At 63.8% G+C, this 16,228-nt stretch carries 14 protein-coding genes; 8 read left to right on the top strand and 6 right to left on the bottom strand.

What is annotated here, in order from left to right; translation table 11 throughout:
• Window positions 1-155: 155 nt before the first annotated feature.
• The 3 genes from ATK23_RS04465 to ATK23_RS04455 are packed head-to-tail and all read left to right on the top strand — an operon-like array spanning window position 156 to window position 3,803.
• Window positions 156-1,577, top strand: coding sequence for a GntP family permease (locus ATK23_RS04465; protein ID WP_066138025.1), 1,422 nt, complete (start codon window positions 156-158; stop codon window positions 1,575-1,577).
• A gap of 25 nt (window positions 1,578-1,602) precedes the next feature.
• On the top strand, window positions 1,603-2,844 hold the full coding sequence (locus ATK23_RS04460) for a CaiB/BaiF CoA transferase family protein (protein ID WP_066138022.1): 1,242 nt from the start codon (window positions 1,603-1,605) through the stop codon (window positions 2,842-2,844).
• Window positions 2,841-3,803, top strand: a complete 963-nt coding sequence (locus tag ATK23_RS04455) for a hydroxymethylglutaryl-CoA lyase-like TIM-barrel protein (protein ID WP_066138019.1) — start codon at window positions 2,841-2,843, stop codon at window positions 3,801-3,803. The genes ATK23_RS04460 and ATK23_RS04455 overlap by 4 nt, the downstream gene beginning before the upstream one ends.
• A gap of 43 nt (window positions 3,804-3,846) precedes the next feature.
• Here the strand turns inward: ATK23_RS04455 and ATK23_RS04450 are convergent, their stop codons facing one another.
• From ATK23_RS04450 to ATK23_RS16240, 3 genes are all read right to left on the bottom strand, one after another.
• Window positions 3,847-4,650 carry an IclR family transcriptional regulator gene (locus ATK23_RS04450; RefSeq protein ID WP_038991476.1) on the bottom strand — a complete coding sequence of 268 codons (804 nt, stop codon included), beginning with the start codon at window positions 4,648-4,650 and terminating at the stop codon, window positions 3,847-3,849.
• A gap of 150 nt (window positions 4,651-4,800) precedes the next feature.
• Window positions 4,801-5,313, bottom strand: coding sequence for a hypothetical protein (locus tag ATK23_RS04445; protein WP_066138016.1), 513 nt, complete (start codon window positions 5,311-5,313; stop codon window positions 4,801-4,803).
• 84 nt (window positions 5,314-5,397) lie between these two features.
• Window positions 5,398-5,574 carry a hypothetical protein gene (locus tag ATK23_RS16240; RefSeq protein ID WP_157066308.1) on the bottom strand — a complete coding sequence of 59 codons (177 nt, stop codon included), beginning with the start codon at window positions 5,572-5,574 and terminating at the stop codon, window positions 5,398-5,400.
• Between the two features lie 854 nt (window positions 5,575-6,428).
• Between ATK23_RS16240 and ATK23_RS04435 the strand changes: the two genes are divergently transcribed.
• Window positions 6,429-8,141 (top strand): AMP-binding protein, encoded by a 1,713-nt coding sequence (locus ATK23_RS04435; RefSeq protein WP_066138013.1) that lies wholly within the window; start codon window positions 6,429-6,431, stop codon window positions 8,139-8,141.
• Window positions 8,142-8,218: 77 nt separating this feature from the next.
• Here the strand turns inward: ATK23_RS04435 and ATK23_RS04430 are convergent, their stop codons facing one another.
• From ATK23_RS04430 to ATK23_RS04420, 3 genes are all read right to left on the bottom strand, one after another.
• A complete protein-coding gene (locus tag ATK23_RS04430) occupies window positions 8,219-9,412 on the bottom strand; it encodes a hypothetical protein (RefSeq protein ID WP_066138011.1) in 1,194 nt (397 codons plus the stop codon).
• Between the two features lie 141 nt (window positions 9,413-9,553).
• Complete coding sequence (ffh, locus tag ATK23_RS04425) at window positions 9,554-11,116, bottom strand: signal recognition particle protein (protein WP_066138008.1); 1,563 nt, start codon at window positions 11,114-11,116, stop codon at window positions 9,554-9,556.
• A 193-nt stretch (window positions 11,117-11,309) separates the two neighbouring features.
• Entirely contained in the window at window positions 11,310-13,154 is a 1,845-nt protein-coding gene (locus ATK23_RS04420) for a M23 family metallopeptidase (protein ID WP_211286063.1), read from the bottom strand.
• Window positions 13,155-13,730: 576 nt separating this feature from the next.
• On the opposite strand from ATK23_RS04420, the gene ATK23_RS04415 reads away from it, so the two are divergent.
• The 4 genes from ATK23_RS04415 (at window position 13,731) to ATK23_RS04400 (ending at window position 16,107) form a co-directional block, all read left to right on the top strand.
• Window positions 13,731-14,456: an esterase/lipase family protein gene (locus tag ATK23_RS04415; protein WP_245858299.1), complete on the top strand. Its 726-nt coding sequence runs from the start codon at window positions 13,731-13,733 to the stop codon at window positions 14,454-14,456.
• Window positions 14,457-14,597: 141 nt separating this feature from the next.
• Window positions 14,598-14,813: a DUF6480 family protein gene (locus ATK23_RS04410; protein WP_066138004.1), complete on the top strand. Its 216-nt coding sequence runs from the start codon at window positions 14,598-14,600 to the stop codon at window positions 14,811-14,813.
• Window positions 14,803-15,438 carry a cyclodeaminase/cyclohydrolase family protein gene (locus tag ATK23_RS04405; RefSeq protein ID WP_083515417.1) on the top strand — a complete coding sequence of 212 codons (636 nt, stop codon included), beginning with the start codon at window positions 14,803-14,805 and terminating at the stop codon, window positions 15,436-15,438. The genes ATK23_RS04410 and ATK23_RS04405 overlap by 11 nt, the downstream gene beginning before the upstream one ends.
• Before the next feature lie 54 nt (window positions 15,439-15,492).
• A complete protein-coding gene (locus ATK23_RS04400) occupies window positions 15,493-16,107 on the top strand; it encodes a flavodoxin family protein (RefSeq protein ID WP_100339315.1) in 615 nt (204 codons plus the stop codon).
• Window positions 16,108-16,228 lie beyond the last annotated feature (121 nt).

The following is a 16,228-nucleotide window of genomic DNA, read 5'->3' as shown; positions in this document are numbered from 1 at the left end:
ACCTGTTTCACGATGCGCACGTCCAGGGTTTATTTCCAGAGGTTTCTAGCTTAAGAAGCTACCGGTTTACATTGTGAGCCAAGACTCATACTATGGGTTTTTATGCCGTGGCTTCGGTCACGCCCCTCCCCTGATTCCTCATGAACGGATCCAAGATGTCCGATATCGCGATTCTGATAAATACCGCGGTCGCAGTGCTTGCCGCCGTGCTGCTTATCGTCAGATTCAAGGTCAACCCCGTCATTGCCCTGATCATCGGCTCGCTGTATCTGGGTCTTTCCACCGGCCTGGGGGCCACCAAGACCATCGAGACCATCACCCAGGGTTTCGGCGACATCATGGTCGAAGTCGGTCTCCTGGTAGCTTTCGGCGTGCTGATGGGCTCCATCCTCAATGAGACCGGCGCCATCCGCCGCCTGGTGGAACACCTGCTCAATACCTTTGGCCCCAAGCGGCTGCCGTATTCCATGGCCTTGGCCGTCAGCACCGCGCTGCAGACCATCTTCCTTGACGTGCTGCTGGTCATCGCGGCCCCCTTGGCCCGGCGCATGGCGCCGAAGATCGGCAAGCACGGTACCGCTCGCATCGCCACCGCTATGGCCATCGCCGGCGAGGTCGGCATCGTGCTCATGGTCCCCGGCGTGGGCGCTGTCGCCCTGGCGGGCATGCTCGAAGTTCCGCTCGGCAAGATGCTGATTTTCGGCCTGCTGGTCGTCGTGCCGACGGTGCTGATTTCCGTGGCCATCATGACCTTCTTCTTCGACCGCGGTTTCTGGAAAGCGCAGAGCGACGAGCAGCTGCTCGCCGCGGATGAGCCGCACCAGGGAGCAGGCACGACGAACAACGCCGGAGGATCCGGCGAGGTGCAGGCAGGGACCGGCGCAGCCGGAACTGCTTCCGCTGCCACCACAGTGCAGACCGCGCAACGGCGCGAAACCCACCTGTTCCTGCTCTTCCTGCCGCTGCTCGCTTCCCTGCTGCTCATTGCCGGCGGCGCGCTGGCCGAAATCCTCGGCTACGAAGCCAGCTGGATTCAGCTGGTCGGCAATCCGGTCGTCGCGCTGCTCATCGGCCTGGTCGGCACGATCACCGTCGCGCGCTTCACCGTCGGCCAGAAGGCTATTGACCGCGGCGTGTCCAAAGGCTTCAAGGAAAGCGGGCAGATCCTGCTGCTCACCGGTGTCGGCGGCTCCTTGGCGGCCACTGTTTCCACGGCCGGGCTGGGAGACATCATGGGCCAGTTCTTCTCCGCCAGCACCGTCGCCCCGCTGGTGGTCGTGTGGGGCATCGCCGCCCTGCTGCACATCGCGGTAGGCTCGGTGACCTTGTCCGGAATCACGGCTGCCAGCCTGCTGGTCCCGATCGCCCCGAGCCTGGGCATCGACCCGGTGCTCATCGCGTTGGCGGCAGGTTCCGGAGCGTTGTTCATGGTCCATGTCACCTCGAACACATTCTGGCTGCTGCAGTCATTGTTCGGGCAGACCGTCCGCGGCGCCCTGAAGACCGTCAGCGTGGGCGTATCGGTAGCCTCTATCGTGGCCCTTGGCATGGTCATGATCCTCAACATCTTCATATAGCGCCACAGCACAGGAAGGACAGCGCATGCCAGAGCACATCGCCCCATTGGAGGGTGTCCGCGTTCTCGAATTGGGCAACTACATTGCCGCACCCACTGCGGGCCGGCTCCTTGCCGACTTCGGCGCGGAGGTGATCAAGGTGGAGCGTCCCGGCACCGGAGACGAGCTGCGCAACTGGCGGCTGAAAAAGGGCAGTGTCTCGATGCTCTACAGGACTATCAACCGCAACAAGAAGTCCATCGTCCTGGACCTGCGCAGCGACGCCGGCCGGGCCGCCGTCCTGGATTTGGTCAAGCACTGCGATGTGCTGCTGGAGAACTTCCGCCCGGGCACGCTGGAAAAATGGGGACTGGGTCCCGAAGAGCTCAGCGCTGCGAATCCCGATCTGGTGATCACCCGCATCTCGGCCTTCGGCCAAACCGGCCCGCTAGCAGAACGCCCCGGCTTCGCCGCCGTGGCCGAAGCCTTCAGCGGCTTCCGCAACCTGGTGGGCGATCCTGACCGCGCACCGGTGCGCGTTGGCGTATCAATTGGCGATTCCATTGCCGGACTGTATGCCGCCTTCGGTGCGGTGATGGCGCTGTTCCAGCGGGAACAAGCGCGCGGCGGCAAAACAAGTCTCGGGCTGGATCATCGGGTGATCGACGTGGCGCTGCACGAGGCCATGTTCTCCATGATGGAATCGCTGATCCCTGACCACGGCGCCTACGGCGAAACCCGGAGCCGCACCGGCGGGCGCATGGAAGGCATTGCCCCTTCCAATGCGTACATCTGCGCCGACGGGGCGAGCATTGTCGTGGCCGGCAATGGCGACGGGATCTTCCGCCGCTACATGGAAGCGATCGGCAGGCCGGAACTCGGCACCGATCCGCACCTGCAGAGCAATGCCCAGCGCTGGGAAGCCCGGGAGATGCTGGATGCCGCCATCGGCCAATGGGCGGCAAGCCTCGACTCGCGCACGGCCCTGGCCATCCTCGATGCGGCCGAAGTTCCCGCAGGCCCGATCTACACCGCACAGGACATTGCCAGCGAGCCGCAGTACAGCGCCCGGAAGATGATCCAGCACCTCGATGTCTCCACCGGGGAAGAGACCTTGCATAATGTCGGCTTCCCCGGCATCGTCCCGGTCATGGGCGGCGCCTCGCTGCCCATCAGGAACCTGGGACCGGATCTTGGAGAGCACACCGCCCAAGTACTCGCAGGACTATTGGGAATGACCGATGCGCAAATCGCGCAGGCCTCGGCCGGAGAAAGGAATATGGCGTGAGCTACGCATTCACCCCTGCCGCCGCGTTGCGGGATGTCACGCTGCGAGACGGACTGCAACTGACCGGCAAGCTGCTGAGCACCGAAGAGAAGATCCGCACCGTGCGCGAGCTGATCCGGCTCGGCGTCGAGGAAATCGAGCTGGGATCGATGGCCCGCGCCGACCTGGTGCCGCCCATGGCCAACACCCTCGACGTCGCTGAAGGCCTGCGCCCCGAGGAACTGGAACGCTGCTGGATCTGGGTGGCCACCCCCGGCCATGTAGCCAAGGCGGCCAAGGCAGGCATCCGCAACTTCCAGTACTGCCTTTCCGTATCCGATGCGCACAACCAGGCGAATATCGGGCGCAGCACCGAGGCGAGTCTCGATGCCCTGCCAGAAGCCGTGCACTACGCCCGTGAAGCCAGCGGTCGGATCCAGCTGTGCCTGGCCACCTCATTCACCTGCCCCTTCGAAGGGCAGGTCCCGCCCGAACGGGTGCTGGAGATCGCCAATGATCCCCGGGCCGAGGGCACCTGCGATATCGTCATCTGCGACACCCTGGGCCAGGCAGTGCCCGCACAGGTTGCGGCGCTGATTTCCAAGGTCCGCGACGAATCCCCGCAGCGGCGCATCGTCTTCCACGGGCACGACACCTGGGGGCTGGGTGTTGCCAATACTCTGGCTGCGATCTCGGCAGGAGCCAGCCTGGTTGATGGCGCGCTAGGCGGATTGGGCGGATGCCCCTTCGCTCCCGGAGCCAGCGGGAATACCTCCAGCGAAGACATCCTGTTTGCCACGCGGCCGCCATGGCTCACCCCCCAGAGCTTTGCCGGCCTCGTCGAACTCTCCGAATCCCTGCTGCAGGAATTGGGCGAGCCGAATCGTTCAAAGTCGGCCCAGGGAGCGCGTTCCAAGGCGGCTGCCTTCGACTGGGTGATCCCCTCGGATCAAGCACCAGATTGCTCCAACAGCCTCTAGTTCCAGACTGCCCACCAGGCTGCGTGCCGCTAAACGTGCGGCGCTACACGGCGGGCCGGTGGGTTTCGCCGGGGAAGCGCCCGCCGATCAGCCGTGTCATCCGCTCAGCGGTATCCAGCAGCGGCTCGATCCAGCTCTCGCACTGCTCGCGCGGCATGCGCATGGTGGGTCCGCTGATGGTCACTGCCGCCACCAGGCCGGCCGCGGAATCGAACACCGGCGCGGACAGCCCCGATGCCCCGTTTTCGCGTTCGCCGGTGGTGATAGCGAAACCATCGGCACGAGTCTGCGCAACCGCTTGCTCCAGGCTGGCCATGCCGGTAATCGTCGCATCGGTCAGCGGTTCCAATCGCGTATCCTGCAGCCGCTGCATCAGCTCGGGCTTCCAGGCCAGCAGCACGCGTCCGGCAGATCCGGCATGCAACGGCGCGAGCTCGCCCAGGTGCATTTCCCGGCGCAGCGCATGGCGTGTTTCGGCGATGCCGACACACACTCGGTAGTGCTGCTCTGCACGGAACAGGCAGGCTGTTTCCCCGGTGAAGTCGCGCAGCTCGCGCAAGGACGGGATGATGACATCCAGCACTTCACGGCCGCGGGTGGCTGGCGCGGCCCAGTAGGCCATCTTCATTCCTATGCGGTACCCGTCATCCTCGCGGTCCAAAAAGCCTTGCCCCACCAGATTCGCGACCAGCCGCTGCACCGTCGAGGCCGGCAGATTCGTTGCCTCGCGGATATCAGCCAAGGACATCACCGGCTGGCGCAGTGAAAAGGAATCGAGGATGGCGCTGATTTTCCCCAGGACCAATAGGGGGTTCTGTTGCTTGGCTGGTGTCTCGTCCTTTGGCATAGTCCAGACGCTAGACCATCGGCATCGGCGAGTCCAGTTCCACGGTTCCCAGAGGTAGTGGCACAACGCAACAAGAAACCAAAGATTCGGCAAGGGCCGATCTTGCACAGACTGGCTTAGGCAGTAAAGCGGAGGCACCTGTCACAACAATTAGCCAACGCGGATATTGAACCGTTGAGAGACGTTTAGCAGATCTGGATCATCCGCAAGTATCTGCTGGCCTTCAGTGGCGACGACCAGATCGCTGTCGAGCCCGTCGTCGGTACGTCGCATCGACAAGGCCCAACACATGCCGACGCCATGCCGGGATGTGAAGCGGATTCCGTCAGCGAAACTGACATCGTGGAGCCTCAGGTTGCGTAGGCTCGTGGAAATCAAAGTGGTCAGCTTGCGATTTGCCCCGAACAGGTGGAATAGGTCAACGGCGTTCACATCACAGGATTTGGAGATTTCGGGGCCAAAGTTCCGGTCGATATATTCCAGCGAATGCGCTGAGCTTAGGTCAAACCAGACGAGGTCTTCTTTGCTGGCCAGTTCGTAGAGTCGACGTCCTTCGCACCAGTTTCTAGGGAACGTTCCGAGTTCATCGTGTCCAGGCCGTTGCTGTTCCTCGATGTAGAGGGCGTGGGCTTCCTCCTGGCTGATGCCGAACTGTTCTGCCATGAAGTCGATAGCGGTCCGCGCTTTATGGTCTAGCCGATATCCGTAGAGGCATTCAGTAAAAGCGCCTTGGCGCGTAGATGCCGCCTAGAGATTGCGCCCAGTGGTGTCAAACCTGTTCCACACGCCGACTTCTTCGGGGAAGAAGTAACCCCGTTCCGGGGGATTATGAGCACCGTAGCTTTCAGCTGCGATGCGAAAGCCAGCCAACGGTTCACGCGCTATGCTTGGCTGGCCATACGCTTCTTCCAATGTACCGTTCATTAGCCGTTGCATCCCCCTGAGGACATCGCCTCGGCTGCATCAATCACGGCCTTGAACCGATCTTGGCGGATTGCTTCGACAGGTGAAATTTCGTCAAGCCAGGGATTAGCTCCAAGGAACCATTGGCGAGCCACCTGTTCTCCATCAACATCCGAGACCATCTTCCAAGCACGGTGAGCCAGCATAATACGAGTCTGAGACGCATTCGAAGGGACCGTTCCGTTCTCCCTTTGCCAGCGGTAGCTTGCCTTAGGATCCTTTGCTCCCGCCATCGCGGAAACCATTGCACCCCCAAGGATGCATTCAGCCTCCGCACAATCTCGCGGAAGTCCATGCGAGAAGTTTCCGCATGGACCGCTCCAGTCGTCGGTACGATTCCCATCTTCAGGCCTTTTCCTTATACCTATGTCATCCTGAGTGCAGGCTTCTAGCCTTTCTCGCCGAGATTTCCTCGATGACGCAACTTTGCCACTGATGTACCACTAAAATAAGTATCGTCCTTACACTTCAAAGCGCCTACGACGGAATATGAGTTCGAGTTCTGGTTGATTGGCAGCCGGCACCCCGCCGGCCCGAGTTCTGCTCCAGAAAGCACCTGGCCAAAACGACATGGCGGCAGGCGGACCTCGACCGTGACGGACAAGGCACCAGATGGTCGAGCATTTCTCCGGCATCCAGCATTCAGGCACTATGTATGCCTGCAGTGGAATTCGTTGGGCAAAATTTGCGAACTTCAACACTCTTACCGCGCATGATGTCGCAACAATTCGTCAGAACTGGGCACTGAAGTATATTGATTCCAGAAGACCGAAGAATTCTCTTGGGCGCTGGCGCCCATCATGCAAAGGACTCTGATGAGCAATACCGGCAAGTTCCGGGCAGCACGCGATCTGCTGCTGGCAGCACGCGCTGACTACGACCGGGCCCGGGCCGAGTTCTCCTGGCCGGAATTCAACGATTTCAACTTCGCCTACGACTGGTTCGACCAGGTGGCCAAGGACCCGGCGCGGGCCAATGAACCGGCACTGATCCTCACCGAACCCGATGGCAGCTCCGCACGCTACAGCTGGGCCGAGCTCTCGCGCCGCTCCACCCAGGTGGCCCGCTGGCTCTCGGATGAGGGCCTGCAACGCGGCGACACCATCATCGTCATGCTGGGCAACGAGGTGGCCCTGTGGGAGGTGATGCTGGCGGGCATGAAGCTCGGCGCGGTGATCATCCCGTCGACCACGCAGCTGGTCAGCGCGGATCTGGCCGACCGCATCGAGCGCGGAAACGCGAACTGGGTGATCACCAGCCATGACCAGGTCTCCAAATTCGACACGGTCCCCGGGGACTACCGGATCGTCCAGGTGCGCGGCGAAGCCAGCGAGGGCACCTTGCACTACGGCAAGTCCCACGAGGCGCCGGCCGAATTCAGCCTGGACTCCCCGACGCTGGCCGATGAGAACATGCTGCTCTACTTCACCTCGGGAACCACCTCGCTGGCCAAGCTGGTGCAGCACACCCACACCTCGTACACCGTGGGCCACCTGGCAACGATGTTCTGGATCGGCCTGGAACCAGGCGACGTGCACCTGAATGTGGCATCCCCCGGGTGGGGCAAGCACGCCTGGTCAAACTTCTTCGGCCCGTGGATCGCCGAGGCGACAGTGTTCGTCTACAACTACGAGCGCTTTGATCCGCTGGCGCTGATGAACCAGATGGCGGTGGAGAAGGTCACCAGCTTCTGCGCGCCGCCCACCGTCTGGCGCTATTTGATCCAGGCGGACCTTGGCACCCTGAAGACTCCCCCGCGCAAACTGGTCTCCGCCGGCGAGCCGTTGAATGCAGAGGTCATCGACCAGGTGCGCAAGGCCTGGGGCCAGGTGATCCGCGATGGCTACGGGCAGACCGAAACCACGGTGCAGATCGCCAATTCGCCGGGCACCGAGGTGAAGGTCGGCGCAATGGGCCGCCCGATGCCGGGCTACGCGGTGGAACTGCGCAACCCGACCACCGGGCAGCTGGCCGAAATCGGGGAAATCTGCCTGCGCCTCGATCCGGCCCCGGCCGGCTTGATGAAGGGCTACTTCGCCGATGAGGAGAAAACCGCCGAAGCGATGCAGGGCGGCGTCTACCACACCGGCGATATCGCCGAACGCGATGAGGAAGGCATGCTGACCTATGTGGGCCGCGCCGATGACATCTTCAAGTCCAGCGACTACAAGCTCAGCCCGTTCGAGCTGGAGTCGGTGCTGCTGGAGCATCCTGCGGTGGCCGAGGCAGCCGTGGTGCCCTCTCCTGATCCGCTGAAGCTCTCGGTGCCCAAGGCCTTCGTGGTGCTGGCCGGCAACCTGGAGCCATCCGCCGAGGTGGCCAAGGACATCCTCGGCTTCTGCCGCGAGCAGCTGGCCCCCTACAAGCGGATCCGCCGGCTGGAATTCACCACCCTGCCCAAGACCATCTCGGGCAAGATCCGCCGCGTGGAGCTGCGCCTGGCCGAGGAGGAACGGCATGCGGCCGGCACCACCGTCAGCGGAGAGTACCGGGATACCGATTTCCCTGAACTGAAGGACCGCGGCTAGGACTTTGCGGCAAAGGCCAGCCCGGCAAGAAGCATTCTCGTTTCCTGCCGGGTTGGCCTTTGGTTTGCTGCGATTGGCTAGCGGCTGCGCTTGGCTTTCAGCGCGTCGACAATGCCCTTTCCCAGGTAGAAAGCGCCATCGGCATACCAGGCCAGCATCAGCAGCTGGCGCGCCGGCTTGGGCAGCCACCCGAAGCGTTCGCTCTTGGCCAGCACCAGGTGCACTGCCGCACCGGATGCCAGCACCGCTGCGCCTGAACCGATCAGTGCCTTGGGGTTCCAGTTGTGCCGGTAGAGCAGCCGTTCCAGGCCCTTGGCTTCGCGCTCCTGCTCGGCCAGGGCCGACTTGATGGTCTTGTACGGGCCGCCGGTGGTGATCACCCGGCGTTCCTCGGGCAGCGGACGGCCGGTGAGGTAGTCGACGCTGCGCGCATCGAAGCCCAGCAGCGCCAGCAAACGCTTGAGATCCTTCAAATCCCTGCTGCCGCGAGCCAGCTGCTGCGCCTCCGCGCGGTGGGCAGGATCCTCGACCAGCTGCTCGACGAGCTCCAGTTCCGTCTCATCCCAGCCATGGAGCAGGTGATCCAGCTCTTCGAGGCGCACCGCTGCCGGGCTGCCCGCTTCCGGCTCCAGGATGACGGTGCGTTCCAGGTCCACCGTCATGGACATCGAGGAGCCGAACAGCTCCAGCCGCGGCCCCTTGGCTTCGATGGTTGCGGTGATGACATTGCCGGTACGGTCCAGGGACAGGTACGGGCGGCTTGAACGCCCGATGCTCGGGGCATAGACCGGTTCCTTGGGCATGGCCATCAGCCCGGCGCCGTGCTCCCACACGGTGATCTCGTTCGTCTCGAAGCCTGCCGCGAGCACCAGCTCGGAGCCCTTGAGCTTCGGACCGTGCAGCAGCTCGCTGGAAGTGCCGTAGTCGCCCAGCAGCTCCTCATCCGGGTTCGGCCCATCGATCTCGTCCCCGTCCACCAGCACGTAGTCGGCACCGGTGGAGTTCTTCAGCTCGTGGACCAGCTTGGTCACGCGCGAGCCTTCGCGCAGCTTGCCCTTGGCATCGATGCGGTAGAGCACCGCATCGCGTGCTTCGCTCACCGTGGCCACCTCGGCCATCACTTCGGTGGAATGCTCGCGTTCAACAGCCCCGCCGATGAATCCCAGCAGGCGCCGGTCGGCCAGCGCGGTGCGGATCAGCGCCGCCGCATCAGGCTTGTCGCCCATGAAGATGAAGTCCAGGTTGAGGTAGTTGAACTCGGTTGAATCCACGGAGGCGGACCCCTTTCGCGGGTGGAATTGTCGTTATCTATCAATCATAGGTGGCGCTGTGCTGCGCAAAGGAAAACCGCGCCATGGGAACTGGTTCCAGTTCCCATGGCGCGGTCGCTTCCCGGTGCAGGGAATCAGGGCCTACTTCTTGCCCAGGTACTTCTCGAAGCCCGCTGGCAGGTTCAGGCTCGACGGATCGAAGTCCTGGTTGGCGCCTGCGCCGAAGGCGGCGCCGTTCGGGGCAGCGGCCTTCTTGTTCTTGGCTTCCAGCTCGGCCTGCGCGGCCTTGGCCGGGTTGCCGTACTTCTGCTTCTTGCCCTTGCCCTTGGCCTTCGCCTTGCGGGCTGCGCCCTTGCCGGCACCCGGCATGCCCGGGATGCCGCCGCCGGCAGCCATCTTCTTCATCATCTTCTGCGCTTCGCCGAAGCGCTCCAGCATCTGGTTCACCTCGGAGACCGAGACGCCCGAGCCCTTGGCGATGCGTGCGCGGCGAGAGCCGTTGATGATCTTCGGGGCCACGCGCTCATGCGGGGTCATCGAACGGACGATGGCCTCGACGCGGTCGATCTGGCGTTCGTCGAACTGCTCAAGCTGCTGGCGGGAGATCTGCGCGCCGGGCATCATGCCCAGCAGCTTCTTCATCGAGCCCATCTTCTTGATCTGGGCCATCTGGGCGAGGAAGTCGTCCAGGGTGAAGTCTTCCTGGTCGGCGAACTTCTTCGCCATCCGCTCGGCTTCGCCCTTGTCCCAGTTCTTCTCGGCCTGCTCGATCAGGGTGAGCACATCACCCATGTCCAGGATGCGCGAAGCCATGCGGTCCGGGTGGAAGATCTCGAAGTCGTCCAGGTTCTCGCCGGTGGAGGCGAACATGACCGGCTTGCCGGTCACCGAGGCCACCGACAGGGCAGCACCGCCGCGGGCGTCGCCGTCCAGCTTGGAGAGGACCACGCCGGTGAAGTCCACGCCCTCGTGGAAGGCCTGGGCGGTGTTGACCGCGTCCTGGCCGATCATCGCGTCGATGACGAAGAGCACTTCATCCGGGTTGATGGCGGCGCGGATGTTCGCGGCCTGGGCCATCATCTCGGTGTCCACGCCCAAGCGGCCGGCGGTATCGACAATCACGATGTCGTGCAGCTTGGCCTTGGCCTCGGCCACGCCGTCGCGGGCCACTGCTACCGGATCGCCGGTCGGGGTGTCGAATTCGGAGGAGACGCCCGGGTGCGGTGCGTAGACCGGCACTCCGGCGCGTTCGCCATTGATCTGCAGCTGCTTGACCGCGTTGGGGCGCTGCAGGTCGCAGGCCACCAGCATCGGGGTGTGGCCTTCGGCCTTCAGGTGCTTGGCCAGCTTGCCGGCCAGGGTGGTCTTGCCGGCACCCTGCAGGCCGGCGAGCATGATCACCGTCGGAGGGTTCTTGGCCAGGTTCAGCCGGCGGGTTTCCCCGCCGAGGATGCCCACGAGCTCCTCGTTGACGATCTTGACGACCTGCTGGCCCGGGTTCAGCGACTCGGAGACCTCGGCACCCAGGGCACGTTCCTTCACCTGGGCCACGAAGCCGCGAACCACCGGCACGGCGACGTCGGCGTCAAGCAGGGCGCGGCGGATCTCGCGTACGGTACCGTCGATATCCGCTTCGCTCAGGCGGCCCTTGCCGCGCAGGTTCTTGAAGGTTTCTGTCAGGCGATCGGAAAGTGAATTAAACACGTGCCGGGCACTTCTTTCGATAGGTCTTGTGGTGCGCATTGGAAAATCGCACAGGACTCAACTCCCAAGAATATCAATAATCGGGCGCCGAACTAACCAGCTGTGCAGCGTTTCACCAGCAGCCTATGGCGCAACGCCGAAGCTGCTCCCCTCCAAAAGGACGGGAGCAGCTTCGGGTGCCGGCAGCCAAGGGCTACGGCTTGGCCTCGCTGGCAGCAGGCGCGGTGCCTGCCGGCGGCTTCGGCACCTTGGCCGGGGCGGCAGCTTCAGCCGGTGCAGGAACCGCGGCCTTCGGCTTCGGCTTGGCCGCTGCCGGGGCGGCTTTCTGCACGGCCGGCGCCGCAACTGGCGGCTTTGGTTTCGGCTGCAGCTTTGGCTTCGGCTTCGGCTGAGGTTGCGGAACCGTTGCGGCCGGCGCCTTCGCGACCTTCTTCGCTGCAGGCGCAGCCGCCGCGGCCGGAGCTGGCTTGAGTTTGGCCACTGGCGCCTTGGGTTTAGCCGGGACTGCCGGCTTTGGCTTAGCCGGTGCTGGCGCCTTCTTCTTCGCCGGAACAGCCGCCTTCGGCTTGTCCGCGACTGCCGGCTTGGGCTTGTCAGCCGCTGACTTCTTTGCGCCCTTCTTCTCTGGAGCAGCAGGCTTGGCCGGCGCCAGCTCCTTGGCTTTGGATGGAGCCTTCTGGTCCTTCTCTGCCTGCATGTCCACGATCTTCGGCTGGGCTACACCGATGATCTTTTCTGTCCCGGCCGTGGGCTCGGTTTGCTCCTCATGGTCCGAGGTGTCCGGGTTTCCCGTTTCTTTCTCCTGCTGCGGTTCGATACCCGAGTCCGGGCTCGGTTCAGGAGCTAGGGTCGGCTCTGCCGTCGGAGGTGCCTGGGAGGATTCCGTTTCCTTTGTTGGATTCTCCGGGGCTGGAGTCTCCACGGCGGTAGGTGATGCGGAAGCGCTGGGTTGCTCCACTGGCCCAGTGCTTGGCGTTGGCGCTGCAGTCGGCGCACTTGGCTCAGCTGGAACAGGAGTTAGCGTTGGCGAAGGCGTTGGCTGGGCCTTCGGGCGTTCGGTTTCCAGCTTCTTCGGCGGCTTAGGCGCCTTGCTCGGCTGCGGTGCCGGCTGCGTGGTTCGTGGAGACGGGCTGGTTTTCGAGTGATCCTTTTTCGGCTGGGTCTTGGGCTTGGCCGCCTTGGCCTCTTTCTGGTTGCCGTCGGCAGATGGCTGCACCGGGTCAGCCTGGTAATGCTTCGCACGGGTTGGGCGTTCTTCGCCTGCTGAGCCGCGGTTGCTTGAGGTTCCGGAAGAATGCCCAAATGCTCCAGCAACCGATTGCTGGCGCAGGGCACTGCCGGCGTCCACCGCGAATGGCCCGGCTGCAAGTACCGCTCGCCGTTGCCCGCCGGCCATCGGCAGGTAGTTGCTCGGATTCTGCCACTGTCCATTGACGATGACTTCGAAATGCACATGGCACCCAGTGGAATTGCCTGTTGTCCCGGACAACGCAATGACTTGGCCTTGGAGCACGAATTCGCCAACGCTTACCAGTAGGAGCGAATTGTGGCTGTATCCGGTCTGCACCCGATTCCCGTGGTCAATGGTGACCCGTTGGCCGGAATGGCCCGCCCAGCCGGCGACAATCACCCTGCCGGTCTCGCTGGCACGAACGGGCGAGCCGCAGGCAATGGGATAATCCTGGCCGATGTGGATTTGGTGCCCGGCACCTGTCGGGTTGGCTCTCCAGCCGAACGCACTGGAGATTTGCCGGGTGGCCACTGGGTGCTCCAGCAGCAGGCCGGTGCGCAGCATGGCCGGCCGGATCTCCTGGGACGCGGCAATCGGTGCGGGCGGCACTGTTATCCCCGTACTCGACGTTGCCGTCATGGCCGCTCGATGCTCGGCCACCTGTGCCACCGGGCCAGGCTCGGACCCGCCGAGCCTCTCAGTGCCAGATTTCAGGCCGGTGATTCCTATGCCGGCCACTTCGGGCATATCCGGTACGTTGACGACGTCGCGCCCGAGCAGCGGCCGGGATTCCGCGCTGAAGGCCACGGTGCTTGATTCGACTCTGGCAGGCATTGCACCGGCCGCACCGGGCCACGCCAATGCACTGCTCAGGCCAAATGCCGCAGCGATAGCCAGTGCCCCATACGGCAGCCGGCGGCTGGTCCCCAAGACTCCGCGCGGCATAGAACTGCTAAAACCATGATGTTGTCGTTTCATAACTTGCCAGTCCCCCAAAACTGCAATTACTCAACAGAACCTCAGAATAGCCCTAGCGCGATGAATAATCCATGGCTAGTTGAAGGCTTTTGCAACGGCCGGGATGATTCTGCGGAACACCGTTCTCCCGCGGCACCGTCCCAGCCGTGCCGCCATCACGGGGATCCGGCATCAAATCGTTGCAATTCCGATGCCTGCCCGTCTTCCGGCGAGCGCCGATTCCACCCGGGATTCCCGCCTCGATTCGGCGCGTTGCCGACAACTGGCCGGCTGACGGAAACCCGGAATTCCCTGGGCGGGCAATGTCGCTTCCTGCCTGAACCGTGCTGATGTGCTGATAATGCTGTGAGGAGGGACCCCGGGGCAACCGGTCCCCGCAGCGCGGTGAAAAACGGAGGATCCACGGTGGAGACCAGCACCCTGGCCGGCAGGCTTTTCCGGTGGGCAGTGCTGTCCTGCGCATGGCTGCAAGATTATCTCTATGCTGGCGCCTGGCAGCTGCGTTCGCTGCTGCCGGGCACGCCGGCCGACCAGCTGCGCACGGGCAGCGACCAGGCGGCCGAACCGGTGGTCCTGATTCCGGGAATCTGGGAATCCTGGAAATTCATGCTCCCGCTGGCCAAGGCGCTGCACCAGGCCGGCCACCCGGTGCATGTGATCCCTCAGCTCGGCTTCAACCGCGGCACCGTGCCGGAGATGTCCGAGGCAGTTTCCCGCTACCTGGCCACGGAGCAGCTCGACGGTGCGGTGCTGGTGGCGCACAGCAAGGGCGGCCTGATCGGCAAGTATCTCATGGCCGCCTCGCTGCAGGGTTACCGGTTCAATCGGATGATCGCCATCGGCACTCCTTTCTCCGGTTCGCGCTATGCACGCTATGCTCCGATCCGCTCCCTGCGGGCCCTGTCCCCCAATGACCAGGGGCTGCTCAAGCTCTCGGCCAACTTGAGCGTGAATTCGCGGATCATCTCCATCTACAGCAGCTTCGACCCGCACATCCCCGGCGGCTGCGACTTGGCCGGAGCCACCAATATCAAGCTGCCCACGCTGGGGCATTTCCGGTTGCTGTCCGATGCGCGCCTGCATGCAGCAGTGCTCAAGCACCTGGGGCATGAATCGCCTTCGGCCGGCTGATCCCCGGCAGGCAGAGCACCGCAATCCGAGCGTTCGGTGTGAATTGCTCCTTGCTGTTGAACCCGCCGCTGAGCGCTGTCTAGCGTGAGCGGACAAGGGCTGGACTCTCACCTCCAGCAATCATGCAGACAGGAGCACCCGATGAACCCGCAGGAATTCTCCGCGCCGCAGGACGATGGCGAACGCGACGATGCACACGACGATGCGCAATCAGCCAACCGCGAGGCCGCGGCCACATCAAACCCCGATTCAGAAGAACAACTGATTACCGGGCTGGAACCGGGCGGTTCGGTGCCACCGGGTCAAACCCCGCCCGGTGAAGGTTCGATGAGCCAAGACCAGGGCCATGGCGAATAGCGTGGCGCAGCGTCCAATCAGCGATGCCCGCATTGGACGCTGGCTGGAGGAGCTGGCTGAATCGGACGGGAACCCGGGCGGCGGAGCCGCGGCGGCGCTGATGCTCGCAGCCGCCGCCGCGCTGATGTCAATGTCCGGCGGCTACGTATCGGCTTCGGGGACCGCACAGTCCGAACTCACCGGCCTGCTGGCGCGGGCCAAGCAGCTGCGGCTCGACGCGCTGGCCATGGCAGACCGTGATGCGCGGGCTTCCGCGGACTTCGGGGTAGCCTACGCGCAACCGGCCTCGGAGCAGCGCGACCGCCGCCTTGCACAGGCCTGCTTGCAGGCCGCGAAATCCTCTGCCGCACTCGGTGCGCTGGCCACGACCGCTCTGGATGACCTGCGCTGGCTCTCTCAGCAAGCCAAGCCGCAACTGGTGGCCGATGTCGCCACGGCCCTGGGCATGCTGAGCGCAGTGCTGCAGGCTGCCAGCAGCAATCTGCGCTATGACCTTTCCCAGTTGGCTTCCGGCCCGGCGCAGGTCAAGCACGCCGGGTTATGGGATACCGCAGCATCGCTGGACCGGGCGATGCAATATGCAGGAGAGCTGGCCGCGCGCATCGATGCGGGCATCAAGCGCTGATCCGGCTGCACGCACTGCCGAAGGCAAAGGCATCGATGACAAGGAATGATGACCATGACCGAGACGCCTATTAATGCATTGATCCTGGTATGCACCCTTTCCCCCTCGCCCAAGGCCTCCAGCAGCGATTTGCTGGCCCGGCAGGTGGCGGCCGAATTCAAGGAGCACCAGGTGTCCTCCGAGATCCTGCGCATTGCCGATTTCAATGTGAAGCTCGGGGTGCTCAAGGACATGGGAGACGGCGACCAGTGGCCGGCGATTCGGCAGAAGCTGCTGTCCGCGGACATCCTGGTGCTGGCCACCCCGATCTGGGTGGGCCACCCATCCAGCCTGGCCCAGCAGGTGCTGGAGCGGCTGGATGCCGAGCTGTCGGAAACCGACGAGCAGGGCCGCCCGATCCTCTTCGGCAAGGTCGGCCTGGTAGCAGTGGTGGGCAATGAGGACGGCGCGCACCACGTGATTGCGGATCTGGGCCAGGGTTTGTCCGATGCCGGGTTCACCTTGGCGGCCCAGGGCTCGACCTACTGGGTGGGGCAGGCCATGCACACCACCGACTACCAGGACCTGCAGCAGACCCCGGAGGTCACGGCCAATGCCACGGGCATTGCCACCCGCAACTCAGCCCATCTGGCGCGGCTGCTCAAGGCCAGCCCCTACCCTGCCGGATAGCTGCCGAAGGCTGGGTGCAGCCTGCAGATCAGCGGTGAGCCATTGGCCTGCGGCGGCCGGTGCCCTAGCGTTCGAGCCAGCAGAAGACTGCAACCGCTTTCGAGAACTAAGGACGGGCACG

Source organism: Glutamicibacter nicotianae, assembly GCF_002797775.1.
In the GTDB taxonomy this organism is placed as follows: Bacteria; Actinomycetota; Actinomycetes; order Actinomycetales; family Micrococcaceae; genus Glutamicibacter; species Glutamicibacter nicotianae.
This window is presented reverse-complemented; position numbering and strand designations above follow the sequence as displayed.

What these genes read in the sequence shown, in the direction of transcription:
- ATK23_RS04465 (WP_066138025.1), top strand. Translation starts at nt 156, where the DNA reads ATGTCCGATATCGCGATTCTGATAAATACCGCGGTCGCAGTGCTTGCC.
- ATK23_RS04460 (WP_066138022.1), top strand. Translation starts at nt 1,603, where the DNA reads ATGCCAGAGCACATCGCCCCATTGGAGGGTGTCCGCGTTCTCGAATTG.
- ATK23_RS04450 (WP_038991476.1), bottom strand. Translation starts at nt 4,650, where the DNA reads ATGCCAAAGGACGAGACACCAGCCAAGCAACAGAACCCCCTATTGGTC.
- ATK23_RS04445 (WP_066138016.1), bottom strand. Translation starts at nt 5,313, where the DNA reads ATGGCAGAACAGTTCGGCATCAGCCAGGAGGAAGCCCACGCCCTCTAC.
- ATK23_RS16240 (WP_157066308.1), bottom strand. Translation starts at nt 5,574, where the DNA reads ATGAACGGTACATTGGAAGAAGCGTATGGCCAGCCAAGCATAGCGCGT.
- ATK23_RS04435 (WP_066138013.1), top strand. Translation starts at nt 6,429, where the DNA reads ATGAGCAATACCGGCAAGTTCCGGGCAGCACGCGATCTGCTGCTGGCA.
- ATK23_RS04410 (WP_066138004.1), top strand. Translation starts at nt 14,598, where the DNA reads ATGAACCCGCAGGAATTCTCCGCGCCGCAGGACGATGGCGAACGCGAC.
- ATK23_RS04405 (WP_083515417.1), top strand. Translation starts at nt 14,803, where the DNA reads ATGGCGAATAGCGTGGCGCAGCGTCCAATCAGCGATGCCCGCATTGGA.
- ATK23_RS04400 (WP_100339315.1), top strand. Translation starts at nt 15,493, where the DNA reads ATGACCGAGACGCCTATTAATGCATTGATCCTGGTATGCACCCTTTCC.